Origin of the sequence: Pseudomonas sp. NPDC087346 (assembly GCF_044744235.1) — a bacterium.
Taxonomy (GTDB): domain Bacteria; phylum Pseudomonadota; class Gammaproteobacteria; order Pseudomonadales; family Pseudomonadaceae; genus Aquipseudomonas.
Window position 1 is genome coordinate 142,482 of the sequence record NZ_JBIUXX010000003.1, and the last position, 22,958, is coordinate 165,439.

The window sequence follows — 22,958 nt, forward strand, 5'->3', positions numbered from 1 at the left end:
ATCTATTTCAGTAAAATGTGGAGCCTACCGGATTCAGTGGCCGATTTCCCGGCAAAGTTCCAATAGATGTATAGGTGTCGGCCTACAGGCCAGCAGCCTGCAATCGTAAGGCGTGTTCAGTATAGAGGTCGATTGCGTCGGGGATGACGGAAGACAGCCCGGCCGAGCGCCGCAGGCTGTCGAGGTGATTGAACGGATAGTCGGAGCGGATGACGGTACCCAGGTGAGAACTGTAGCGGCCGACGAAACCGTCATTCTGCCCTTCGTCGATGACGAAGTGGCTGGACAGCGCCCGGCACACACCATGCACAGGGTCCAGTGGTCGCAGGTTGGTTATCAAATCAGCTTGCAACGTGCCGCTCCACGAATAGTAGTGAACGCCGTTGACTTGTTCAGCACCTTGACCACCCCAGACAGAGGGCAGTCCCTGGGGATATTTTTGATTGAATTGGCCAACACTTTCGGTCGTCAAGGCATTCAGTGCTGCGACAGCGTTCTGCGGCAATGCCGGTCGCCCACTGAGTAGCGAGATCCATTGCGCAAAGTGTGTGGCGAGCTCTTCTGCGACATGTTCCGGCAGGCGCCCGGGAACCAAGGCCTTGCGCAATGAGTCAGCCAGTTCAGAGCCATGATTGGGACCGCTTACCGAGGTAACGGAAGCGACTTTCAGTGGTTCAAGCGCCGCCGCATAGCGGCAGGTCAGCGCGCCCTGACTGTGGCCGATCAGGTTTACTTTGCTTGCACCTGTCCCTTCCAGAACTCGCTCGATCTGGTTCAGTAATTGTTGTCCGCGCACTTCGTTGTCATGGACGGCTGACAGTTGCGGTACGAACACCTGACAGTCCGCATCTCGCAGTGCCTGCTTGACATCGTGGAAGAGTTCAAATCGGCCAATTCGGTCAAATCCGAACAAGCCATGAACCAACAGGATCGGGTACCGGGTTGTTGCATTCCGTTGCATGTTCCTACCTCTTTAGCTGCGCTTGATCAGTAATTTCTGCGTGCCACTGTAAAACACCCCGGCAGGCTGACGATGTCTGAAGATGCCCTGATATAGAGGGGAAACCGGACTAGATTGCGTACGACATTTCGGATCTGTTTGCGGGGCCTGTCGGAACATTTGGCAATCTTTAACGCCGATATGGCTTATTCACGACCGGATGCCTACGTACTCTGGTGCGTTTGACTCGGGGGTGGAAGGCATCGAGCTGACATCGCCTGGTCGAAGGATGATGTTCAATGGAATTCGTTCGACGCTGTCTTAAATAGGCGGTGTTTATCCAAGGAGTGGAGGCACGAATGACTATGCATAAAGCAAATATCGATTCCCCTGTGACGCTGTCAACGGGCAGTGGTGATCTGAGTTTCAAGGCGGAAGGGGGGCGCCTTGAGTTCTGCTATCGCTCTTCGCCACCAGCAGTCGCAACGTTCGTCACACTGTTGCCGGCTCCGGCTACCGAAGTGCTCGAGGGCGGCATGCTCGACCCTAATCTGAGCAGAGCCTTTGTCAGGGTTGCGCCTTATCCGCACATGAAATGTGGTGACAAACTGATCTTGAGTTGGAGTGGGCTCGATGCCGAGGGTGTGACTCACGAACACCAGATTTGCCGCTATATCAGTGAGGGACGCGTGGGGCAGGAAGTCGTGTTCGTCGTAAAGGCAGCTCACATCGCACCTCTGGAACAGGGATCAGTCGAAATTTACTGGACCCTGCACAGCACGGGATTGCCGGAGCCGGTGTCATCCAGTCGATTGCAGTTGAATGTGGGCGATCCGGAGCCTTTTTTGCCTGCGCCGTCTGTTGACGAAACGGTGGGGGAGACGCTGGACCCGGCACGCGTCTCGGAAGGTACAAGCGTGATGGTGCAACCCTATGCCCGAATGGCCCGCGGTGACCGGGTTGTGCTGACATTGCAGAACGAAGCGGGGGAAGATGCATTCCTTGATGAGCTGGCGGTCGAGTCTTTTGCTGTTGGCCAGGTGCTCTCTTTCTGGATTACCGCAGACTGTATCGCTGAGCATTCCGGGGAAAGGGTCAGCATCAGCTACCGCGTGGAGTCAGTCGATGCAAAGGTGCGGCAGTCTGCTTCAGTCCGCCTATTGTTAGCGCCACTGATACGGGTGGAGCTTGCAGCTCCTGATGTACTGGAAGCTCCGGACGGTGAGCTTGAGGCCGCCGATTCGGTGGATGGCATCACGGTGGTGATCGGCAATGTTCAGGCGCTGGAGGGGGAGCTGGTTTATCTGCGGTGCGATGGCGAGTATTTCAATCATCGTGATGATCGGGACATTACTCGGGAGAATACCGGGCAGCCTTTAGTTTTTATCGTGCCTCACCGATTCTGGCGAGAACACCGGGAAACAGTGGTGCAGGTGTCGTATACGGTTGAGCGGCTTGACGATGTCAGCCAAGCCTCCCGTGTAACCCGGATACGCGTGCGGGCGTAATTATCAATAAATGCGCCGAGGGGCGTCAGCCTTTCCGGGCCCGGAAAGGCTGTTTCGGTTGTCAGGCTGGGGATTGCGTGCGCAACCGGTCAGCTGCGTTCAACAGCAACTGTTCAGTATCGCTGAACCCCAGGCATCCATCGGTGACCGACACGCCGTAACGCAGCGAAGGACTGAGTGACTGACATCCCTCGAACAGATGGGATTCGATCATCATGCCGATCAACGAACGATCACCTTGCAGGCGCTGCTCAAGAACTTCATTGAATACACCGGGCTGGCGCATCGGGTCCTTGCCGCTATTGGCGTGACTGCAATCAACCATGATTCGGCTCGGGATCTTCACGCGAGCCAGGTCGGCGTGTATCCGGGCAACGCTGTCGCGGTCGTAGTTCGGCCCATGATGGCCGCCGCGCAACACAATGTGGGTGTCGGGGTTGCCGGGCGTCTGGATGATCGCCGGATGGCCTTGACTGTCGACGCCGAAGTGTCGATGCGGGTGAGCAGCGGAACGCATGGCGTCCACCGCCACGGTTACGCCGCCATCAGTGCCGTTCTTGAAGCCGACCGGCATGCTCAAGCCGCTGGACATTTCCCGATGGATCTGCGATTCAGTGGTACGTGCACCGATAGCCACCCAGCTCAGGAGGTCGTCGAAGTAGCCGGCAGCCATCGGTTGCAGCAGTTCAGTGGCAATGGGCAGACCGAGGCGGATCATTTCAAGCATCAGTTCACGGGACAGTGTCAGACCACCGCTCATATCGTCGCTGCCGTTCAGATGCGGATCGTAAGCCAGGCCTTTCCAGCCGACGGTAGTTCGGGGTTTTTCGATGTAGGCGCGCATCACCAGAAGCATTTCGTCGCTGACATCATGGGCAAGTCGGGCGAGCTTTTCGGCGTATTCGATTGCGGATTTCGGATCGTGAATCGAGCAAGGGCCAACGATGACCAGCAGGCGATGGTCTTCACCATTCAAGATCGCGCGGACCGCCTGGCGGTGGGCGGCGATTTGCTGGCTCAGGGCATTGCTCAGAGGCAATTGCTGCTTGAGTTGCAACGAGCTGGGCAGGCGCAGGGTCAGCGCTTCGTTGGCGGAATTCAGGGTGGACAGTGGCAAAGCAGAGACGGACGAGTTCATATTCGGGCTTCCTGGGCTGGCGGCGGGTGCTTCCCGCTCACTCGGCCCTACTGGGGTGTTCGACAATTGGCCGTATTGGCTACGTGTGTTTGCTTGCCACCTGTGGGTGACCGATCGGAGGCGGCAGGCTGTCCCGAGCGGAGGCTGGTAAATCGCCAAGCGGTAAAAAAGTCGTAACGGTAATAAGTGGCGTAGTTCATGTCGTAAATCCTCAAAGTGTCTGGTGTGCTGCTAAAAAGGTTGGGGCCAGAAAAAACAAAACCCCCGGTCGGGAGGCCGACCGGGGGTTTAGAATTCTCTGGTAGGCGATCCGTTTGTATGGGCGCCGTTTGGGTATCAGGCGCGCCAGTGGCTAAACCAATACCCAAAATAAAAGTTTACTGGAGCGTTGAGTTCATTTGCCCGGGCAGCAGCAACCGAGCGCGGGGCGCTGACGGTCAGAAGCTGTAAGAGGGCGTTGAACATGCTGTTTCTCCAATGAATGCGACGAGCTTACTAGAGGCGGGCACGCATCAGCAATCACAAAATGCTATCGAATGTGCGGGTCAATGGCTATCGCTTGAGTTCATCAACGATGTACCGCAATGTGCGTTTTGGCCGAATTTAAGGAAGAAGCATGTCGAAGTTAACCATCGCCGCCGCTCAATCAATCTCGGTTGCAGGCGATCTTGCCGCGAACATCAAACGACATCTGCGTTTTATCCAGGAGGCAGCGGAGCAGGGCGTTGAGTTGCTGGTATTTCCTGAGCTGTCGCTGACTGGTTATGAGGGCGAAGCAGCGGCGAAGCAGGCGATCGACCCAGAGGATGCGGTGTTGCAGCCGTTAAGGGATCTTGCCCGGGAACTTGGCGTCACGACCGTGGTTGGCATGCCTGTTCGACTCAAAGAAAACTCCGGAACGTTCATTGGCGCGTTGATACTGCACAAAGATGGCTCGCTAAGCGTCTACAGCAAGCAACACCTGCACACCGGCGAGGAACTCGTATTTGCTGCGGGATATGGCGGATCGCTGCTGAATATCGGTAGTGATGCCGTGGCGTTGGCGGTTTGTGCGGACTTTACCCACGCCAGTCATGCCGCTGCAGCCGCGCAACTAGGCGCGGATCTGTATGCGGCGGGAGTCCTGATCAGCGAAAAGGGTTATGCAACAGACACAAACTTGCTGCAGGCCTACGCGCGCGAGCATTCAATGGCGGTGCTGATGGCCAATCATGGCGGTGTCACGGGCGGCTGGGTTTCTGCAGGGCGCAGTGCGGTCTGGTCATCCGAGGGGACGCTGGTTATGGCTGCGGATGGGCCGGGTAATTTGCTGGTCATCGCCCGACGCGACGGCAAACAGTGGCGAGGGCAGGTCATCGAAGTAGCGCAAATATGAAAATGTTTGAGTTGCGTCCAGCGGTGCCCGAAGACTTGAGCTTTGCCCGGGATCTGACTTGCCGAAACATGCTGCCCTACTACATTAAGCACGATCTGTTATGGCAGGACGAAGCGTTCGATGTCGCTTGGGCCGGGCGTGATAATCAGATGATTCTAAGCAATGGTGTATTGGCGGGTTTTTTCAGCCTGAGCCGCGATGCTCGGGCGCTGTACATCCGTGAATTGCAGATTGATCAGGGGTTTCAGCGCGTGGGGGCTGGTTCCTGGGCGATTGATCAGGTTATTGCGATCACGCAAAGGGAGCGGCGACCGGCATTGCGCCTCACGGTGTTCGAAAATAATCCGGCCCGAAACCTGTATGAGCGAAAGGGCCTGGCAGTTGTGGGCAAGGACGAGTGTTTCCTGAGAATGCAGCGGGATATCAGTACACATGTGCTCTGAAACGCACGGCCTGTAAGCCCTCCATGATGAATTGAAACTTTTTATATGCTGCTTGCCGCTAGGTCTGGGCGACTCTTTTTGCTAAGGTGTCCGGCATCCCAATAAGACCATTTCGCGAGGTGTCTGCTTGATTAGGGTGCTAGTGGTCGATGACCACGATCTCGTTCGTACGGGCATTACACGGATGCTGGCCGATATCGATGGCTTACAAGTGGTTGGTCAGGCCGAATCCGGGGAAGAGTCCCTGATCAAGGCCCGGGAACTGAAGCCGGACGTAGTGCTGATGGACGTCAAGATGCCTGGCATCGGTGGCCTTGAAGCCACTCGCAAGCTGTTGCGCAGTCATCCCGACATCAAAGTCGTTGCGGTAACGGTGTGCGAAGAAGACCCGTTTCCTACACGTCTGTTGCAGGCTGGAGCCGCTGGCTATTTGACCAAGGGTGCAGGTTTGCCGGAGATGGTTCAGGCCATCAGGCTGGTATTTGCGGGTCAGCGTTACATCAGTCCGCAAATTGCCCAGCAACTGGCGATCAAGTCGTTTCAGCCAAGCAATGACTCGCCGTTCGACGCCTTGTCCGAGCGTGAAATCCAGATCGCGCTGATGATTGTCGGCTGTCAGAAGGTGCAGATCATTTCTGACAAACTCTGCCTGTCGCCGAAAACGGTCAACACCTACCGCTATCGTATTTTCGAGAAGCTTTCGATCAGCAGTGATGTCGAGTTGACGCTTTTGGCGGTTCGCCATGGCATGGTCGATGCCAGCCTCTGACCATGACTGAAACATTCGATTCCGGCGCCTTTCTTTCCACTGTCAGTGGGCGCCCGGGCGTTTATCGCATGTTCGACAGCGATGCGCGTCTGCTTTACGTCGGTAAGGCCAAGAACCTCAAGAAGCGTCTGGCCAGTTATTTCCGCAAGACCGGACTGGCGCCTAAAACCGCAGCGCTGGTGGGGCGTATCGCACAGGTCGAGACGACCATTACTGCCAACGAAACGGAAGCGCTGCTGCTCGAGCAGACTTTGATCAAGGAGTGGCGGCCGCCGTACAACATTCTGTTGCGCGACGATAAATCCTACCCCTATGTATTTCTTTCTGATGGCCAATTCCCAAGGCTGAGCATTCATCGCGGCGCCAAGAAAGCCAAAGGCAAGTATTTCGGCCCGTATCCGAGTGCCGGAGCGATACGTGAAAGCCTCAGTCTGCTGCAAAAGACCTTTTTCGTTCGTCAATGCGAAGACAGCTACTACAAGAATCGCACCCGGCCCTGTCTTCAATATCAGATCAAGCGTTGCAAGGCGCCTTGCGTCGGGTTCGTCGAGCCTGAGGTCTACGCCGAGGACGTGCGCCATTCGGTGATGTTCCTGGAAGGGCGCAGTCATGCCCTGACTAACGAACTCTCCAGTGCGATGGAAGAAGCTGCGATCAATCTTGAATTTGAACGTGCTGCCGAACTGCGTGACCAGATCGCGCTGCTGCGCCGAGTCCAGGATCAGCAGAGCATGGAAGGCGGGACCGGCGATATCGATGTGATTGCCGCGTTCGTAAACCCGGGCGGTGCCTGCGTTCACTTGATCAGTGTGCGTGGCGGGCGAGTGCTGGGCAGCAAGAACTTCTTCCCGCAGGTCGGTATTGAAGAGGAAGTTGCCGAGGTCATGGCGGCGTTTCTTGGGCAGTATTTCATCAGCAGTCCGGAACGCGACCTGCCAAGCGAGTTGATCGTCAACGTGGTGCCCGAAGATGCGGCCGCGTTGATCGACGCCATTCATGAGCTGCGTGGTCGCGAGTTGACCATCAGTCATCGGGTGCGTGGCACTCGTGCACGATGGCAGCAGTTGGCCGTCACCAATGCCGAACAGGCATTGGGTGCGCGTCTCGCCAACCGTCAGCATACGGCTGCGCGTTTTGAAGCGCTGGCTGAAGTGCTGAATCTTGATGAGCCACCGCAGCGCCTCGAATGCTATGACATCAGTCACTCCAGTGGCGAGGCGACTGTCGCATCGTGCGTGGTGTTCGGCCCGGAAGGGGCAATCAAATCCGATTACCGTCGCTACAACATCGAAGGTGTCACGGCGGGCGATGACTACGCCGCCATGCACCAGGCATTGACCCGTCGCTTCAGCAAATTGAAGGACGGCGAGGGTAAGCTGCCGGATATTCTTCTGGTGGACGGCGGCAAGGGCCAACTGTCGATGGCCCGTGACGTGCTCAATGAATTGGCGGTGCCGGATCTGATCCTGCTCGGCGTCGCCAAGGGCGCGACGCGCAAGGCTGGCTTCGAAACTTTGTATCTTAATGATGCCGCGCACGAGTTCACCTTGCGTGGTGATTCGCCGGCATTGCATCTGATTCAGCAAATTCGCGACGAAGCTCACCGTTTTGCAATTACCGGACACCGTGCACGACGCGGTAAAACTCGCCGAACGTCTACGCTTGAAGGCATTGCGGGAGTAGGGCCAACCCGACGTCGCGATTTGTTGAAACATTTTGGTGGATTGCAAGAGCTGTCTCGTGCAAGCATCGAAGAGATCGCCAAAGCACCGGGGATCAGTAAAAAGCTCGCTGAGTCGATTTATGCGAACCTGCATAGCGAGTAGAATGCCAACTCACCTCGTAGCCAGTTGTGCCGATGAATATCCCTAATCTGATTACCGTTCTACGCGTCCTGCTCATTCCGATCTTCATTTTGCTGTTCTATCTGCCTTACCAGTGGAGTTACATGGCTTCCGCCTCGGTGTTCGCCTTTGCTGCGGCGACTGACTGGCTGGATGGCTATTTGGCCCGTCGACTGGAGCAAAGCACGCCTTTCGGAGCCTTTCTCGATCCGGTCGCCGACAAGTTGATGGTGGCAGTGGCTTTGGTGCTGCTGGTGCAGGAACACGGCAACCTTTGGCTGACCCTTCCAGCCGCAGTTATCATCGGCCGCGAGATCGTGATCTCGGCACTGCGTGAGTGGATGGCCGAACTGGGTGCTCGCGCTCATGTAGCAGTGTCGAATCTTGGCAAGTGGAAAACCGCCGCGCAGATGCTTGCATTGGTGATCCTGCTGGGTAGTCCACGGGACTTCAGCCTCTGGGTCCTGCTGGGTTATGCCTTGTTGATGATCTCGGCTGGCCTGACGTTATGGTCGATGGTGCAATACCTGCGCGCTGCCTGGCCGCATCTGAAGACCGACGTTCAAAAGAAATAAAACTTTTTTGAATCAAGGGGTTGACGAGCCTTCTTAATTCTATAGAATGCGCATCACCAAGCGGGAATAGCTCAGTTGGTAGAGCACGACCTTGCCAAGGTCGGGGTCGCGAGTTCGAGTCTCGTTTCCCGCTCCAATTTGTACGCGGTTGTTGTTGTGCTACTGACAGCGATCGTTTTGAGGCCGAGTAGCAAAATGGTTATGCAGTGGATTGCAAATCCACCTACGCCGGTTCGATTCCGACCTCGGCCTCCACTATTAAAAGCCCCGTAGATCAGTGATCTACGGGGTTTTTTATTGCCTGCGAAAAAGTGGGGTGTTCCGCAAATTTTTGCAGATGCTCCTCCATTCGGCTGCTTAAGAACGGAAGATTTTTAGAGTTTGATCAATGCTGCTTCAAAATCCGTTGCCAGCTTTCGCATGGCCGTATCTCTGATCAATCAGGTCATCCCGACTATCCAAAAACCTGCTCTGCAGTCTCAAAATGAAGTCAAAGCAATTACTCGCAGGATCAACGGTGGCCCCGGTGGCGTGCCAGCTATCGCAAAATGAAGTTACACCACTGTGACCCACAAGATTACGAGCACGCTTTAAGTTCTTTCAGTTGGTTAGTCTTCACCGTTGCCAATCGCTGCATTTATACGAAAGTCTGCGCTTTGACATTTTTCACTCATGGATATTCATGGGTACGGACGTGCCTTGGAGTGGCATCCGCTTTAACAGCGGGATAATCGGATCAGGGGCGAGATTTCATATGGGCTATTAATTATGCTGTCGTTAAAGTATTAGTGGCCTTATCCAAGCCTTTGAAGCGCGGCATGCAGGCGACATCATTTGGATGTGAAATGATTTTTGAAGAAAATGCCGCCACTGCCGACATTAAAGATCTGGTGCTTACACTCGCCGACGAATTTTAAGACGCCTTCAGAGGATAAAGTGCCGTCGTTGTTAAGCTGCGAACAGCTGCGAGAGCTTCGTTTACTGTCGATTATTTTTTGCCAAGCGATGGGGCAGTGCTGTCACTAAAGCGGATACCTACGATCGCCTCCGCTGAGAAGGCGCATCCAGCGATGCTCTATTTTCGCCCTCTATTTAATTTGGTTTAAACATGATAATTCCACCAACAACCCAATCTGTTTGCCAGACTACTGAAGTTCAGCCAGTCATTTCGGGCAGCAGCCCGGACTTGCTCAAAGGGTGCGAAGTGCTGGTTGCGCAGCAGCCACCACTTGAAGACGGTGAGCCGCCAGTAGGTGTGGTTATCCATGCGTATTATCCCGAAGTGCTACGAGACATCTTGGTTCGTTTGCTCAGGCTGCCCGAACGACTGCATCTCTACGTAACCTGCGTGGCCGGACATGATGATGGGGTATGTGCTCAGCTAGAGGCCAGCGGATTGAGTTATTCGCTATACCGGGTACCTAACCACGGAAGGGACGTTCTGCCGTTTCTGAGGGTGCTGCCCTTTTTGCGTGCCGATAACATCCATACGCTGGTCAAGTTGCATACCAAGCGTTCGGTGCACCTGGGCGCGGAGAGCGACTGGGGCCTTGAACTTTTCGATGACCTGCTCAACCCGGTGCGTTTTCGCCGATCGCTAGAGCACCTTTGCGACCCGATGCTCGCTCCAATGCTGGGTACTCCGCGATACCAGCTGCCAGTTGCCAAGTACGTTAATAAAATCAACTACGCGTTGCTTGTCACTTTGGCCGAGCGAGCGGGCATTGATCCACAGGGAATCGACGAGGCGGATTTTTTTGCTGGCACCATGTTCATGGCGCGCGTGGAAATGTTTGCGCCCCTGAAACGTATTCAGCTGGCGGAGAAAGATTTCGAAACTGAATGCGGTCAGCTCGACGGTACCTTGGCACACTCTTTAGCGCTTTTTTTCGGCGTGCTGGCCAATGTTGGCCGACAGCAGCGCAGTATTGACCTTTATCGGCGCTGGTTAGCTACTCGGCAACTGGCTGCTGTCGAGATTGAGGGTTTACCAGCGCGGCTAGCGAGCTGGACACGGCAGCCGGACGTGTTATTGGTGTTAACTGATACCACTGGCGACATCGGGTTGTTGCGTTCCAGCCTGAAAAGCATCGAGCGCCAGCTTTACGGGGCGGCGGCGATCGTGGTGCTCTCTAATGCCGAGCCAGTAGGGGTGACACCGGCGGCTAATCTTGTCTGGCTGCCGCTGGCTACATCCTGGCCGAGCCAGCTTAACGAGCTGTTGCAGGACATTGATGTCGACTGGTGTTATCTGCTGCGGGGCGGCGACGAACTTGATCCCCACGCACTGCTTTTACTGGCCGAAGGCATTGCCCTGAATCCCGGCGTCAGCGTTTGCTACAGCGATGAAGACTCACTGACCGCTACCGGCTGCCAAGACCCGGTATTCAAGCCAGATCTGAACCTGGATATGTTGCGCAGTTATCCGTATGTCGGCCGCGCACTGGCCTTCAGTCGCGAGTCCGCGTTGGCTGCTGAAGGCTTTGATCCCGCCTTCAGTGAACTGGCCCCCCATGACTTGCTTTATCGGCTGATTGAAACTCATGGACTGGGCACGGTTGGGCACCTTGCTGATGTGCTGGTGCACCAGACAATCAACTTCTCCCAGTGGCTCGGTGAGCCCCAGGTTATCGCGAACTCGGCGGCCATCGTCGAGGCGCACTTGCAGCGACTGGGCGTGGCTCATGAGCTGCAGGCCGGACCTTTGCCAATGGCTAACCGTGTGATCTACCAACACGCGGAACAGCCAATGGTCTCCATCCTTATTCCTACCAAGGACTGCCTGGCGATGCTGCTTCGCTGCATCGAAAGCATCATGGAGAAAACCAGCTATACAAATTACGAACTGATCATCGTTGATAACAACAGTGAAACCGCCGAGGCCCGGGATTGGTTCAACGGTATGGAGCACTTGAATAACCCCAAAGTGCGCATCCTGCGTTACCCGCATCCTTTCAACTATGCGGCGATTAATAATTTTGCCGCCGGCCATGCCCGTGGTGAATACCTTGTACTGCTCAACAATGATACCGCGATCATTGATGGCGACTGGATTAGTGCGATGCTCCATCACGCCCAGCGGCCGGAAGTGGGGATAGTAGGCGCCAAGCTGTTATTCCTTGATGGCACTATTCAGCACGCAGGCGTGGTGCTGGGTTTGCGTGGCGTCGCAGACCACCCGTTTATCGGCGACTCAATGCAGTCCAACGGATATCTTCACCGCTTGCATCTTGATCAGAACTACAGCGCTGTAACCGCTGCCTGCCTGATGATTAGCACCGAGCTCTACCAGCAAGTGGGTGGAATGGACGAGGTCGGCCTGGCCATTTCCTATAACGACGTGGATCTGTGTCTGAAAGTCGGTCAGGCTGGGCGATTGATTGTCTGGACGCCGTACGCGGTGCTGGTTCATGAAGCCAGCGTGAGCCAGAACAAGGTCGACACGACCAAGCAAGAAGCCAAGCGCAAGCGGTTCAAGCGGGAACAGTCGGTGATGTACCAGCGTTGGCTTGCGCAAATCGCCAGCGACCCGGCCTACAACCGCAACCTGACCTTGGAGGGTAGCGGCTTCTCCTCCAAATACTACCGCGATACTGACTGGCACCCGTTCGCCAGTCGTGAGTTGCCTCATGTGCTGTGCCATCCCCTCGACTCTTTCGGCTGCGGACATTATCGGGTGCGTCAGCCCTTCGCTGCCCTGAAAGCCGCGAAAATGATCGGGGGGTGGGTGACCGACGAGGGACTTCAACCGACGGAACTGGAGCGCATGGCGCCGGATACGATCATTTTCCAGGAGCAATACGCAACGCCTGACCTGGAGTCTATGCAGGACGCCAAGTCGTTCTCCAATGCCTTCAAGGTTTACGAACTGGATGACTACATTCTTGACGTACCCGCCGGTAACTTAAATCTCGAATTACTTCCTAAAGACATCGCCAAACGCTTGAAGAAAGCCGTAGGGCTGTGCGATCGGCTGGTGGTATCGACTCAGCCGCTGGCCAATGCGCTGAAGGGTTTCAACGCTGACATCCGGGTGGTGGAAAACCGTCTGCCAAGCCATTGGTGGAGTGACCTGACCAGCCATCGCCAACAAGGCCGCAAGCCAAGGGTCGGCTGGGCAGGCGGCTCAAGTCACAGCGGCGACCTGCAAGTCATTGCCGAAGTGGTTCGCGAGCTGGCAGGGGAGGTTGAATGGGTGTTCATGGGTATGTGCCCACAGGCTCTTCGCCCCTATGTTCATGAGTTCCATAGGGGGGTGAAGATCGAAGATTACCCGGCAAAACTGGCTGGCTTGAACCTGGACCTGGCCTTGGCACCTCTGAAGGACAATTTTTTCAACACTTGCAAAAGCAATTTACGGTTGTTGGAATATGGCGCCTGTGGTTTCCCCGTGATTTGCTCAGACATCCTCTGTTACCGGGACGATTTCCCGGTGACGAGGGTCAAGAACAAATCGCAATACTGGATTGCCGCGATTCGCGAACACCTCGCCGAACCCGATGCCAGCGCCAAGGCCGGAGATGCTTTGCGCAATGTGGTACTCGATAACTGGGTGCTCAAGGACGAACATCTGTTGGCATGGCGAAACGCCTGGCTGCCGGATTGACCAAGAGGACCGCGCTACGCAACCCGGAAGCTTTCCTTTGGGGTTCTCGGTCCGGATGCCGTTAAAGATCAGTAGCCTACGAAACGTATTTGATGCTAACCTATTGATCTGCTTGAATTTATAGTGTGGTTTACAAGTCCGCTGACGCCAGTTGGATTCAGACCTCGGCCTCCACTATAAACAAGCTCCGTAGATCCATGATTTACGGAGCTTTTTTATTTGCAGTGCGCTGCAAGATTTAGTCTTGAAATCAGCCATCGCAAACTTGCTTCACCGGGAACTGATGTATATATTTCCCCCTCTGCAACACAGCGCTACCGCCCGAATGGCGAAACTGGTAGACGCATGGGACTTAAAATCCCCCGCTCGTAAGGGCGTGCCGGTTCGATTCCGGCTTCGGGCACCATCTTGAATCAAGGGTTTGCGAGCGAAAGCTAATGCAAACCCTTGTTTGTTTCCGGGTCGCAATTTTGACACTGGTTCGCAACTCCAGGCCCGAGCGGACTCAATGTCCAGGCTTCCGGGCAATGATTCGATCAATCAAACCCTTCCATTGACCCGTGACTTCGATTCTCTGCCTTGCCTGCGTTTTTCCTTGCAGAACCCGGTTCAGGCCAAAACGGTCCTAACTAGCCGGAGGTCGATCAGTGCGCCAACGAAGGTTGGGTAGCGACCGAGATGGTAAAGACCAAGACAAACAGCACGACAACTACCCAGAACATCACCATGACTGTCAGCATGACGACTTTAAGGCTCTGATATAGCTTGCGCAGCCAGTGTCCTTCGGGTCTTGCTTCTGAGCGAGTTCTGAGTACGCCTTTCAGATAGAAGCCAAGGAGGGCCAGGAGTGCACCAACGATCGCCAGCGCAGGCAGACCGGCTTCGGGGAAAATGCTTTCCCACCGATAAAATGACGATCGGCTCAGGAATATCACATAACAAATCAGGCTGCCGTATAAGAATGCTCTCCACCATTTACCGGCCAGCGCTCCGACCATCAGGCACATAATCACCATGAAAGGATTCAGGAGAATATGGATCATCCACTCCAGTACGTTGGGGAAGTAGCCCGGGGAGTGGATGCTGCGCCACATGTGTTCCAACATTATTCTGGCTCCTGCCTTCTATGGCGTAAGTGCTGCTGCGGTTGTTCCGTGCCGTTGCACGGTATTGGCGTATTTTCGGGTTATTGGGCCGGGTGAGCAACGAGGTCGCGGCATCGGTCTGCTTTGCGCGCGATCATCGACATATAGGGCGAGAGTGGCAGCGTCCCTTGCGTGGCTACCTGATATCAGAGAAGCTCGCGCCTCCGCGAGCCAAGCATCAAGTCAGATCGCGGTGCCATCGAGTTTTTAGGGAAGAATTGAATGACGTTCAGGGTGATGGTGGTCGGAGGCTACGGCAATTTCGGCAGTATCGTGTGCAAGCATTTGGTGATGATGCCGGGCATCGTTCTGCTGCTCTCTGGTCGAGACCCGGAAAAGCTGCAACACAAAGTCGATGAGCTGAATTCCACATCAGGCGCAACCTGCGAAGGCTGGTGCGGCGATGCAATGGGAGCTGACTTCAAGACAGCTCTGAGTGCGATGAACATCAACCTGGTCATCCACACCGGCGGTCCGTTTCAGGGGCAATCGTACGCGGTTGCCGAAAACTGCATTGCCGCTGGTGTGAACTATTGCGACCTGTCGGATTGCCGCACCTTCGTTAACGGCGTGAGCGCACTCGATGCGCGGGCGAAACAGGCGGGAGTGGCAATTCTAAGCGGTTGCAGCTCGGTGCCGACGTTATCGTCGGCCATCATCGATCAGCATCGTCATCGCTTTTCGCGTATCGACTCCATCGAGCACGGTATTTCCTCTTCGGCGAAAATGCCGGGTCTATCGACCATTGAAGGCGTACTGGCTTATGCAGGCAAACCGATCAAGCAACTCAAGAATGGCCAAGTGCACGAAGTGTTGGGCTGGCAGGATCTGACCCTGCGCAAGATGCCAGATCTGGGCACTCGCGTGCTGGCCAATGTCGATGTGCCGGACATGGATATTTTCGCCAGCCGCTATGGCGCCCAGACGCTAAGTTTCAAGGCGGGTGCAGGCCTCCAGCTTGGCGGCGTCGCCAATTACTTGCTTGCTCAGGCGCTGAGGACAGGACTGGTTAAAGATCACGTCCTGTGGGCCGGGAGACTGCATCGGCTGGGTACCTGGTTCGAGCGTTTCGGCGATGGTAAAAGTGCGATGTACATCGACATCAAAGGCCTCGGGATCGAAGGCAAACCATTATCGATGACCGCTCAACTCACTGCGCTGAACGATAAAGGCCCGGAGATCCCAAGCTGCGCCGCGGTTGCCCTTGCGGCAAAAATGCACAAAGGTTACTTGCCTGAACCTGGCGCGCGACCGTGCGTGGGTGAAATCAGCGTCGATGAGTACATGGCTGCGATCAACGATCCAGAGAACCTGAGCCTGTCCGTAGACTTTTCTGACGGGCAGCGCTGACATGCTCTATTTGAGCCTGAAATACATCCACATCATCGCGGCTATTTTCCTGTTCGGCTTCGGCATGGGCTCTTACCTGTATTTGATCGCCGCAAGTCGAACGGGCAATCCGCAAGTGATCGCGCATGTCGCCAGAATGGTCATTCGATTCGATACCTGGATCACCACGCCGGCAGGCTTCATTCAGATCCTGTCGGGTGCGCTGATGGTGAGAGTTGCCGATATGCCCATGACCACTGACTGGGTCATGACCTCATTGATCATCTATCTGTGCATAGGGACGATCTGGTTACCCGTGCTGAGACTGCAAACACGCTTGCATGCCTTGAGTTCGGCTGCGGCTGCAAGCGGGCAGGGGCTTGATGACGAGTACCGGTCTGTTTACCGGAAGTGGTTCTGGATGGGCGTTGTCGGGTTTTCCGGGATGTTTGTGATTGTGCTGATGATGGTGATGAAGATGACTCCGTGGCAGATGTTTCAGTTGCTGTTCTGGGCTTGAGCCGTGAGTTGATCCGCGTCCTCTTCAGCTGGTTGATTGTCCCAAATCAGCCGAGGATCAAAACTCATCGCAGCAAGCATCGTAAACACCACCACTAACCCAAAAAACAGGATGCCCGGTCGCGGCTCGATATCCCCCAGGGTCTGGAATTTCACCAGCGCTGCGACCAGCGCGACCACCAGGACATCGAGCATCGACCAATAACCGATCAACTCGACGAAACGAAACAACTTCGAACGCTGCTTGCGTGCCCAGGCGCTGTCGCGTTGCACGGTGATCAGCAGTAGCGATAGCGCGACAAACTTGATCCCAGGCACCGCGATGCTGGCGATGAAGATGATCAAGGCGATATCCCACGCGCCACCTTCCCAAAACTCCAGCACGCCACTCATGATCGTACTGTCGGCGCCGTTGCCGAGCATGGTGGTGTTCATCACCGGCAGCAGATTGGCCGGTACATAAAACGCCAGTGCAGCAAGCATGTAGGCCCAAGTGCGATTCAACGAGTTGGTTTTGCGTCGATGCAGCGGAGCGTCGCAGCGCGGACATTGGTGCGGCTCTTCGCTCATGTCACAGGCGAGTCCGCAGCTGTGGCACAGACACAGGTTGAGTTCGCTTGCAGTCGGCGGCCGGCTCATAGAATGTCCCAGAGATCACGAATGTCGCGTCCGGCGATCCGGATCATCATCAGGCTCAGCACCGCCAGAGCGAACAGACCAATACCCGGCAGCACATCGAGCAGCCCCGCCAGTTTGAAGACTGCCACCATCGCCCCCAGCAGACACACCTCCAGCATGCTCCACGGACGCAGCGTTTCCAGCCAGCGCATACACAGTTTGAAGCCCGGAGCCCGGCGTGATGAGAGGGCGTAGCTCAATACCCAAATCAATAGAACCAGCTGAAACGCCGGGGCGATGATGATCGAAATCGCCGCGACCATGGCCATAAAGGTGATCGGTCCCTGACTCAACGCCAGCACCGAGTCCCACAGCGTCGCGCTGTTTTTCAGGCCTTGCATGCTGATGCTCATCACCGGATAGAAGTTGGCGAAGAGCCACAGCATCGCAGCAGTAAAACTTAGTGCCAGGCGCTGCTCGACAGTCAAACCGTTGAAGCGCTGAAGCACGCCGCCGCAACGCACGCAGAGGGTTTTCTGGTGTTTGGCGAGCGGGACTTTTTCGTAAACGCAGTCGCAGTGCTCGCAGATAATCAACTGGTCGGGGCTTGGCATGGACGCGCTCGTCGAGCATCGATGGATATGCAGATGCCTATGAATATAGGAGTGCACGGTCATTCGGCAAGTTTTTGGCGTTTCGCCCTGACAGCGGGTGCTACTGTGGTTTGCCGTGATGCTTTCAAAAGTGTCGAAAATGCATGCTTGTCCACTGGACGGCTCAACAGGTAACCCTGAACTTCCTGGCACTGATCCTCGCCGAGGATATCCAGCTGTTCCTCGGTCTCCACACCTTCGGCGGTCACCGTAAGCCCCAACGCCTTGCCAAGGCTAATGATCGCCTGCACCACCGCGCGATCATTCTCGCCGCTGCCGATGGAGGCGATGAAGCGCTTGTCGATCTTGATCCCGTCAAAAGGATAGGCGCGCAGATAGCCCAGCGAAGAGTAACCAGTACCGAAATCGTCCATGTTCAGTCGAACACCCAGTTCTTTCAGCGCATTCATGCTTTTCAATGCGCCCTCGGTATCGTTGAGCATGACGTTTTCAGTAATTTCCAGTTCAAGTCGACTAGCCGGAAAGCGAGTGTTGACGAGGACTTCACGCACGTCTTCAACTACGTCACTGCGAGTGAACTGGGCTGGAGACAAGTTGACTGACAGCATCACATCGTCCGGCCAGGTCAGTGCGGTTTCACACGCCTCGCGCAATACCCATCGCCCCAGGGGTACGATCAGATCCGTTTGCTCCGCCAGCGGAATGAACAAGTCAGGCCCCAGCAAGCCCTGGGTCGGATGTTGCCACCTGACCAGCGCTTCCACGGAAACGATTTCCTTGCCATTGACCTTGTAGCGCGGCTGGTAATGCAGCACCAGTTCATCACGGGTCATCGCGCGGCGCAGATCATCCTCAAGTTGCCGCCGAGTCTGAATCTGGTCGCTCATGTGCGGCTCGAAATAGCACCAGGTGTTCTTGCCATCCGACTTGGCCTGATACAGCGCAATATCCGCGCAACGAATCAGTTCGCTGGGCATGAATCCCTGGCGCCTGCTGAGGGCAATGCCGACGCTTGCACCGATGTGCAACGCCTTGCCCTCATGCATCACGGGTTGATGCAGACTGCCGATCAGGCGCGTACAGAATTTATCGATCTCGTTGTGGCTGTCCATTCCGCTCAGCACCACCACAAACTCGTCGCCACCCAGCCTCGCGACCAGATCGTGGTCACGGGTACATTCGCGCAAACGCCCCGCGACCTCCTGCAAAACTGCGTCTCCGGCAGGATGACCCAGCGAGTCGTTGATCGGTTTGAAGTTGTCCAGATCAATCATCAACACTGACAGCGGCGAGGCATGTTCCTTGAGCAGCAACGCATCCTCGAGAAAACGCGCCAGCTTGTTGCGATTGGGCAGGCCGGTCAGTGCGTCATGCATCGACAGATGCTGAATTTGCGCGTGAGCGGCCACTTCATCGGTGATATCGCTGGCCGTGCCGCGATAACCGATCACGATTTCCTTGTCGATAATCGGTCTCGCGGAGACCCGGCAATAGCGCGTTTGTCCGGCATGGTCGCGATAAGTACAGCGCAGGTCGCTCGCATTGGCGTCTTCGGTCATCTTGCCGAGCCACAGCGAAAGCGGTGTCGTATCGCAAGACAACAATTGCTCAAGATTGCGCCCCAGCCATTGCTCTGCAGGAAAACCGGTGACCGCGCTGAAGCGGCCAGACAGGTAAGTGATGTTCTGTTGCTTGTCGATTTCCCATATCCAGTCGGAAGCAGCTTCCGCAACCGCCCGAAAGCGTTCTTCGCTGGCTTCAAGCGCCTGATTGGCGGCCTCGAGTGCCTGATTGGTCGACTGCATGGCCGAAAAGCTACGGTCGACATATCTGGAAGAGCGCAGCGCATGGCGAAAGAAGTAGGCCGTCAGCAGCATCAGCACCAACATCGTCCCGACCAACGTAGGCATCAATGACCAGAGCAACTGGCGTCCCGGACGTTCAAGATCCGCTATGAGGCTGTATCCGGTGCTGTCCAGCGGGACGCGTGGATGGCTGTCGTCGAGGGTTTCGTCCAGCGCAAGGTTTAGATTGTCCAGGCCATAGGCACTGCCCAGAGCGCGCAACTTCGTCGGAGTCAACTTATCGACAAACACTAGAACCGAAGTTGTCTTCGAGTCAGCTATCGGCCGCTCGTCATTAGGCAGAATCGCCGAAGCGGTGATCAGCGCGGGCCATCCTTCGAACAACGAGTAGGTGCTGATTGGCTTGGTGATATCCGCCTGGTTTTGTACCTGATCCAACAACGAGGATGCGGAGATTTGAACAAAAGCAGAAATATCGGATTGAATCAGTTGCCCCCTGATCATCGCGTATTTCGTTCGCTGTGGGTCGAGCACGAACACACCGTCGTAACCGTCGCTGGTGAACAGCGTTTTGCCCATGTTCTGGTCGGTGTAGGCCCAATCCGTATCAACCGGACCGCTCAAGCGTTCAAACGCTGTCGTCCAGTCGGCATAGCTGGTGATGTAGTTTTTTGAGGCGGTAATCCGGTTTTCCAGAGCGCGAGCCGAATAGAACTGGTTCTCGCGGACATCTTCCGAATCCAGATGGCTGGCAATGGTCAGCAAGGCAACGATCGCTGCCGTGACACCGGCAATAAACAGCAGGCCGACTGCAAAAGCCAGACGTCTGGTAACGGCACTTTGCCTCGGGGAGGAAACGCGAGCGGTAAGAGCGGAAGCATCCATTGTCTCTGCCTTTAACCTTGTTCTAAGCGTTTAGAAGGTGGAACCGGTGCATTGTTCAGACTTTTTGGCGAAGAACCCGATCAGCAAAGAATAGTTGATTGATCTGTTTGCCGATGGTGCGCTGTTCACGTCTGCGAGGTGCACCTGAAGTACCTGATCAGGACAATGATGGTGCCGATCGAGCAGAATAAGGGTAAAGCTATTGCTTGCGCTCGGCCTCTACCGGTTGCAAACAACCTGTCTTGTCGATGTGATACCGCTGTAGATCGCGTGCCAGAATCAGCCGTCCGCTGTAATGCGTGGCGGCTTCTTCTCGCACATCTTCAATCGACGGGCTGCGCTCGGGATGTGGCTGATAACGAGCGCTAAAGTGGGTCAGCACCAGATTGGGCAGGCCCACCGACTCGGCAAACTGCGCCACTGCGGCAGCGCTGCTGTGGCCGTAACTGGCGCGGGCGCGATCGATGGCGGACTGAATGAAAGTCGCTTCATGCACCAGCACATCCGCAGAGCGCGCAACGTCGGCCAACAGTTGCGGAGCGTCATTGTCACCGCAGACAATGATCCGGCGAGCCGGTCGCGAAGGGCACTGATAATGTTCTGCGCAAAATCGCCGGCCCGCATGCTCGACGTCCCGCCCGTGCGCCAACTCGCCCCAGATCGGACCGCGCGGCACCTCGTCGGCCTCCAGGCGTTGCAGATCGAGGCGCGGCTCAGGATTGATCTCGTCAAATACGTACCCATGACAGGGTACGCGATGCGACAGGGCCACCGTTTCGATTTTCACGTTGCCATTGCGCCACTCCTTCAGAGTATCGACGTCGTGCAACTGAAGCTCGAATGGCAGGAAAGACTGGGTGGCCGCCAGGCTGAGTTGCAACCATGGATGCAATGCGCCTGGAAGAATGATTTCCAGCGGTTTGGTGCGCCCGGACATCCCCGCACTCGCCAGTAAACCGGGCAAGCCAAAGCAGTGGTCACCATGCACATGGGTGATGAAAATCGCTCGCAGCTCCGTGAGCGACAATGGCGTACGCAGCAATTGATGCTGGGTCGCCTCACCACAATCCACCAGATACCAGCCCCGACCCGATGATTCGATCAGGGCAGTGGCGCTGACATTGCGATTGCGGGTGGGCACTCCGGCCGAGGTGCCGAGAAATAACAGATCCATGATTGATCCTCCGTTCCGAGCCATCTTACTGCGCTTGCTCGGCAGGGCTTCCCTGGTTTCGTCGCCGGAACACAGCAAGGGATAGAGAAAACGCTGACAGCAAAAGATTCCGGGATTCTGACGTGTTGCGTATCGATTAACCGCTCGTCACTCATTGGCCCGAAATATTGGAACGCAGGTTCCTTGTGCTCACACAGATAAGTCTGAGCAGACGAAATTTCCCTTCGTCCGGCCAATGGGAGAACAACATGAAAGCAATCGTCTATAACGGCCCGCGGGATGTCAGCGTGCAGAACGTCGCGGACGCAAAAATCGAGAAACCAACCGACGTTCTGGTGCGCATCACCACCACCAATATCTGCGGTTCCGACCTGCATATGTACGAGGGCAGGACCTCGTTCGAACAGGGACGGGTATTCGGACATGAGAATCTGGGGGAGGTGATCGAAGTCGGCGGCGCCGTCGAGCGCGTCAAGGTCGGCGACCGTGTGTGCCTGCCGTTCAATATCGGCTGCGGATTCTGCGAGAACTGCGAAAAAGGCCTTACCGGTTTTTGCCTGACCGCCAACCCGGGCAGCGCCGGGGCAGCTTATGGTTTCGCCGAAATGGGCCCTTATCAGGGCGGCCAGGCTGAGTTGTTACGAGTGCCTTACGCTGACTTCAACTGCCTGGTATTGCCGGAAGACGCGCAGGAGCGTGAAGAAGATTACGTGATGCTCTCCGACATCTTTCCCACCGGATGGCACGCCACCGAACTCGCTGGATTACTGCCCGGTGAAAGCATTGCGATCTATGGTGCGGGACCGGTCGGTTTGATGGCAGCCCACTCGGCGATGATCAAGGGCGCGTCGCAGGTTTTTGTCGTCGACGATCATCCAGATCGGTTGAAACTGGCTGCGCAACTGGGTGCCACGCCAATCAACTCGGTGGAGAAGGAAGCGGTCGACCAGATCCTCAATCTTACCCACGGAAAAGGCACGGATCGCGGTTGTGAGTGTGTGGGTTATCAATGCTGTGACCGACATGGTCACGAAGCCAATCACTTGACCATGAACAACCTCGTCGCCTCGACCAAAGCCACCGGTGGCATTGGGGTAGTTGGCGTGTTTGTTCCGCAAGATCCAAAGGCGCAAAACGAGTTGGCGAAGCAGGGCAAGATGGCCTTCGACTTCGGCGCGTTCTGGTTCAAGGGCCAGCAGATCCGCACCGGTCAGGCCAACGTCAAGGCCTACAACCGACGTCTCGGCGAGTTGATCCATCACGGTCGCGCCAAACCTTCACAGATCATCTCTCACCGTCTGACACTCGACGAAGGCCCCGACGCCTACAAACATTTCGATGCCCGTGAAAATGGCTGGACCAAGGTCGTGCTCAAGCCGGGCGGTTGATGGCCAGAACTTGCAGGTATTCCGTGATTGGTGCACGCACGTCGGCAACCTCGAAGTTGTGGAGAGGTTGCCAGTTCAACTGGCTCAGGACGTTTTTGCCCAGCCGGGGACCCTTCGGGTGTTCAAGCGTATCTCCAGCAATCCAAGGGATCTGCTCGGCGAAAACGTTCATGCCAAGGTTCGATTCGTTTCCAGCGGTACGTCGTATGCTGGTTAAAAAGATGGAATTTGCGCCAATCCCCGAGCTCTTTTGATCATGACGCCGTAGTTGCGGCCAACTTGA

At 55.9% G+C, this 22,958-nt stretch carries 19 protein-coding genes and 3 tRNA genes; 13 read left to right on the forward strand and 9 right to left on the reverse strand.

The features are described 5' to 3' along the window. Positions 1 to 82: 82 nt before the first annotated feature. Positions 83 to 961 carry an esterase/lipase family protein gene (locus tag ACIOZM_RS03255; RefSeq protein ID WP_401209505.1) on the reverse strand — a complete coding sequence of 293 codons (879 nt, stop codon included), beginning with the start codon at positions 959 to 961 and terminating at the stop codon, positions 83 to 85. Between the two features lie 338 nt (positions 962 to 1,299). On the opposite strand from ACIOZM_RS03255, the gene ACIOZM_RS03260 reads away from it, so the two are divergent. Continuing rightward, the gene (locus ACIOZM_RS03260) at positions 1,300 to 2,448 is read left to right on the forward strand and encodes a hypothetical protein (protein ID WP_401209508.1); all 1,149 of its coding nucleotides are present in this window, start codon (positions 1,300 to 1,302) and stop codon (positions 2,446 to 2,448) included. Positions 2,449 to 2,509: 61 nt separating this feature from the next. Here ACIOZM_RS03260 and ACIOZM_RS03265 read toward each other — a convergent pair whose 3' ends face one another. Both ACIOZM_RS03265 and ACIOZM_RS03270 read right to left on the reverse strand, forming a co-directional pair. After that, entirely contained in the window at positions 2,510 to 3,586 is a 1,077-nt protein-coding gene (locus ACIOZM_RS03265) for a 3-deoxy-7-phosphoheptulonate synthase (RefSeq protein ID WP_401209511.1), read from the reverse strand. Between the two features lie 336 nt (positions 3,587 to 3,922). Then, positions 3,923 to 4,051: a hypothetical protein gene (locus ACIOZM_RS03270; protein WP_401209514.1), complete on the reverse strand. Its 129-nt coding sequence runs from the start codon at positions 4,049 to 4,051 to the stop codon at positions 3,923 to 3,925. A 151-nt stretch (positions 4,052 to 4,202) separates the two neighbouring features. Between ACIOZM_RS03270 and ACIOZM_RS03275 the strand changes: the two genes are divergently transcribed. From ACIOZM_RS03275 to ACIOZM_RS03315, 9 genes are all read left to right on the forward strand, one after another. Further along, on the forward strand, positions 4,203 to 4,961 hold the full coding sequence (locus ACIOZM_RS03275; protein ID WP_401209517.1) for a carbon-nitrogen hydrolase family protein: 759 nt from the start codon (positions 4,203 to 4,205) through the stop codon (positions 4,959 to 4,961). After that, entirely contained in the window at positions 4,958 to 5,404 is a 447-nt protein-coding gene (locus ACIOZM_RS03280) for a GNAT family N-acetyltransferase (RefSeq protein WP_401209521.1), read from the forward strand. Before ACIOZM_RS03275 ends, ACIOZM_RS03280 begins: the two co-directional genes overlap by 4 nt. Before the next feature lie 127 nt (positions 5,405 to 5,531). Continuing rightward, positions 5,532 to 6,173 carry a UvrY/SirA/GacA family response regulator transcription factor gene (gene uvrY / locus ACIOZM_RS03285; protein WP_016984198.1) on the forward strand — a complete coding sequence of 214 codons (642 nt, stop codon included), beginning with the start codon at positions 5,532 to 5,534 and terminating at the stop codon, positions 6,171 to 6,173. A gap of 2 nt (positions 6,174 to 6,175) precedes the next feature. Then, complete coding sequence (gene uvrC / locus ACIOZM_RS03290) at positions 6,176 to 7,999, forward strand: excinuclease ABC subunit UvrC (protein WP_401209524.1); 1,824 nt, start codon at positions 6,176 to 6,178, stop codon at positions 7,997 to 7,999. Positions 8,000 to 8,031: 32 nt separating this feature from the next. Further along, positions 8,032 to 8,592: a CDP-diacylglycerol--glycerol-3-phosphate 3-phosphatidyltransferase gene (pgsA, locus tag ACIOZM_RS03295; protein WP_401209526.1), complete on the forward strand. Its 561-nt coding sequence runs from the start codon at positions 8,032 to 8,034 to the stop codon at positions 8,590 to 8,592. 60 nt (positions 8,593 to 8,652) lie between these two features. Continuing rightward, a tRNA-Gly gene (locus ACIOZM_RS03300) sits at positions 8,653 to 8,728 on the forward strand. A gap of 45 nt (positions 8,729 to 8,773) precedes the next feature. Beyond that, positions 8,774 to 8,847 (forward strand) — tRNA-Cys (locus ACIOZM_RS03305). Between the two features lie 949 nt (positions 8,848 to 9,796). Beyond that, a complete protein-coding gene (locus ACIOZM_RS03310; protein WP_401209529.1) occupies positions 9,797 to 13,198 on the forward strand; it encodes a glycosyltransferase in 3,402 nt (1,133 codons plus the stop codon). A 319-nt stretch (positions 13,199 to 13,517) separates the two neighbouring features. Next, positions 13,518 to 13,604, forward strand: a tRNA-Leu gene (locus tag ACIOZM_RS03315). 238 nt (positions 13,605 to 13,842) lie between these two features. Here the strand turns inward: ACIOZM_RS03315 and ACIOZM_RS03320 are convergent. After that, positions 13,843 to 14,304, reverse strand: coding sequence for a hypothetical protein (locus ACIOZM_RS03320; RefSeq protein WP_401209532.1), 462 nt, complete (start codon positions 14,302 to 14,304; stop codon positions 13,843 to 13,845). A 261-nt stretch (positions 14,305 to 14,565) separates the two neighbouring features. On the opposite strand from ACIOZM_RS03320, the gene ACIOZM_RS03325 reads away from it, so the two are divergent. Further along, a complete protein-coding gene (locus ACIOZM_RS03325) occupies positions 14,566 to 15,693 on the forward strand; it encodes a saccharopine dehydrogenase family protein (protein ID WP_401209534.1) in 1,128 nt (375 codons plus the stop codon). Position 15,694: 1 nt separating this feature from the next. Next, positions 15,695 to 16,192 carry a DUF2269 family protein gene (locus ACIOZM_RS03330; protein ID WP_401209537.1) on the forward strand — a complete coding sequence of 166 codons (498 nt, stop codon included), beginning with the start codon at positions 15,695 to 15,697 and terminating at the stop codon, positions 16,190 to 16,192. On the opposite strand, the gene ACIOZM_RS03335 is transcribed toward ACIOZM_RS03330, so the two are convergent. The 4 genes from ACIOZM_RS03335 to ACIOZM_RS03350 form a co-directional block, all read right to left on the reverse strand. Then, a complete protein-coding gene (locus tag ACIOZM_RS03335; protein ID WP_401209540.1) occupies positions 16,171 to 16,830 on the reverse strand; it encodes a paraquat-inducible protein A in 660 nt (219 codons plus the stop codon). The genes ACIOZM_RS03330 and ACIOZM_RS03335 overlap by 22 nt on opposite strands. Then, positions 16,827 to 17,423 (reverse strand): paraquat-inducible protein A, encoded by a 597-nt coding sequence (locus ACIOZM_RS03340; RefSeq protein ID WP_401209543.1) that lies wholly within the window; start codon positions 17,421 to 17,423, stop codon positions 16,827 to 16,829. The genes ACIOZM_RS03335 and ACIOZM_RS03340 overlap by 4 nt, the downstream gene beginning before the upstream one ends. Before the next feature lie 59 nt (positions 17,424 to 17,482). After that, positions 17,483 to 20,113, reverse strand: a complete 2,631-nt coding sequence (locus ACIOZM_RS03345) for an EAL domain-containing protein (RefSeq protein WP_401209546.1) — start codon at positions 20,111 to 20,113, stop codon at positions 17,483 to 17,485. Between the two features lie 199 nt (positions 20,114 to 20,312). Further along, complete coding sequence (locus ACIOZM_RS03350; protein WP_401209549.1) at positions 20,313 to 21,287, reverse strand: ribonuclease Z; 975 nt, start codon at positions 21,285 to 21,287, stop codon at positions 20,313 to 20,315. Positions 21,288 to 21,535: 248 nt separating this feature from the next. Between ACIOZM_RS03350 and ACIOZM_RS03355 the strand changes: the two genes are divergently transcribed. After that, on the forward strand, positions 21,536 to 22,675 hold the full coding sequence (locus ACIOZM_RS03355; RefSeq protein WP_401209552.1) for a glutathione-independent formaldehyde dehydrogenase: 1,140 nt from the start codon (positions 21,536 to 21,538) through the stop codon (positions 22,673 to 22,675). Here ACIOZM_RS03355 and ACIOZM_RS03360 read toward each other — a convergent pair. Next, positions 22,659 to 22,847 (reverse strand): hypothetical protein, encoded by a 189-nt coding sequence (locus ACIOZM_RS03360; protein ID WP_401209554.1) that lies wholly within the window; start codon positions 22,845 to 22,847, stop codon positions 22,659 to 22,661. The two genes, ACIOZM_RS03355 and ACIOZM_RS03360, sit on opposite strands and share 17 nt — an antisense overlap. Positions 22,848 to 22,958: the final 111 nt, after the last annotated feature.

Excerpts from the sequence above, each read along its gene's own strand:
- ACIOZM_RS03345 (WP_401209546.1), bottom strand. The coding sequence starts at position 20,113 with ATGGATGCTTCCGCTCTTACCGCTCGCGTTTCCTCCCCGAGGCAAAGT.
- uvrC (WP_401209524.1), top strand. The coding sequence starts at position 6,176 with ATGACTGAAACATTCGATTCCGGCGCCTTTCTTTCCACTGTCAGTGGG.
- ACIOZM_RS03275 (WP_401209517.1), top strand. The coding sequence starts at position 4,203 with ATGTCGAAGTTAACCATCGCCGCCGCTCAATCAATCTCGGTTGCAGGC.
- ACIOZM_RS03355 (WP_401209552.1), top strand. The coding sequence starts at position 21,536 with ATGAAAGCAATCGTCTATAACGGCCCGCGGGATGTCAGCGTGCAGAAC.
- ACIOZM_RS03340 (WP_401209543.1), bottom strand. The coding sequence starts at position 17,423 with ATGCCAAGCCCCGACCAGTTGATTATCTGCGAGCACTGCGACTGCGTT.
- ACIOZM_RS03280 (WP_401209521.1), top strand. The coding sequence starts at position 4,958 with ATGAAAATGTTTGAGTTGCGTCCAGCGGTGCCCGAAGACTTGAGCTTT.
- ACIOZM_RS03320 (WP_401209532.1), bottom strand. The coding sequence starts at position 14,304 with ATGTTGGAACACATGTGGCGCAGCATCCACTCCCCGGGCTACTTCCCC.
- ACIOZM_RS03270 (WP_401209514.1), bottom strand. The coding sequence starts at position 4,051 with ATGTTCAACGCCCTCTTACAGCTTCTGACCGTCAGCGCCCCGCGCTCG.
- ACIOZM_RS03255 (WP_401209505.1), bottom strand. The coding sequence starts at position 961 with ATGCAACGGAATGCAACAACCCGGTACCCGATCCTGTTGGTTCATGGC.
- pgsA (WP_401209526.1), top strand. The coding sequence starts at position 8,032 with ATGAATATCCCTAATCTGATTACCGTTCTACGCGTCCTGCTCATTCCG.
- ACIOZM_RS03325 (WP_401209534.1), top strand. The coding sequence starts at position 14,566 with ATGACGTTCAGGGTGATGGTGGTCGGAGGCTACGGCAATTTCGGCAGT.
- ACIOZM_RS03335 (WP_401209540.1), bottom strand. The coding sequence starts at position 16,830 with ATGAGCCGGCCGCCGACTGCAAGCGAACTCAACCTGTGTCTGTGCCAC.
- ACIOZM_RS03360 (WP_401209554.1), bottom strand. The coding sequence starts at position 22,847 with ATGAACGTTTTCGCCGAGCAGATCCCTTGGATTGCTGGAGATACGCTT.
- ACIOZM_RS03265 (WP_401209511.1), bottom strand. The coding sequence starts at position 3,586 with ATGAACTCGTCCGTCTCTGCTTTGCCACTGTCCACCCTGAATTCCGCC.
- ACIOZM_RS03350 (WP_401209549.1), bottom strand. The coding sequence starts at position 21,287 with ATGGATCTGTTATTTCTCGGCACCTCGGCCGGAGTGCCCACCCGCAAT.
- ACIOZM_RS03260 (WP_401209508.1), top strand. The coding sequence starts at position 1,300 with ATGACTATGCATAAAGCAAATATCGATTCCCCTGTGACGCTGTCAACG.
- ACIOZM_RS03330 (WP_401209537.1), top strand. The coding sequence starts at position 15,695 with ATGCTCTATTTGAGCCTGAAATACATCCACATCATCGCGGCTATTTTC.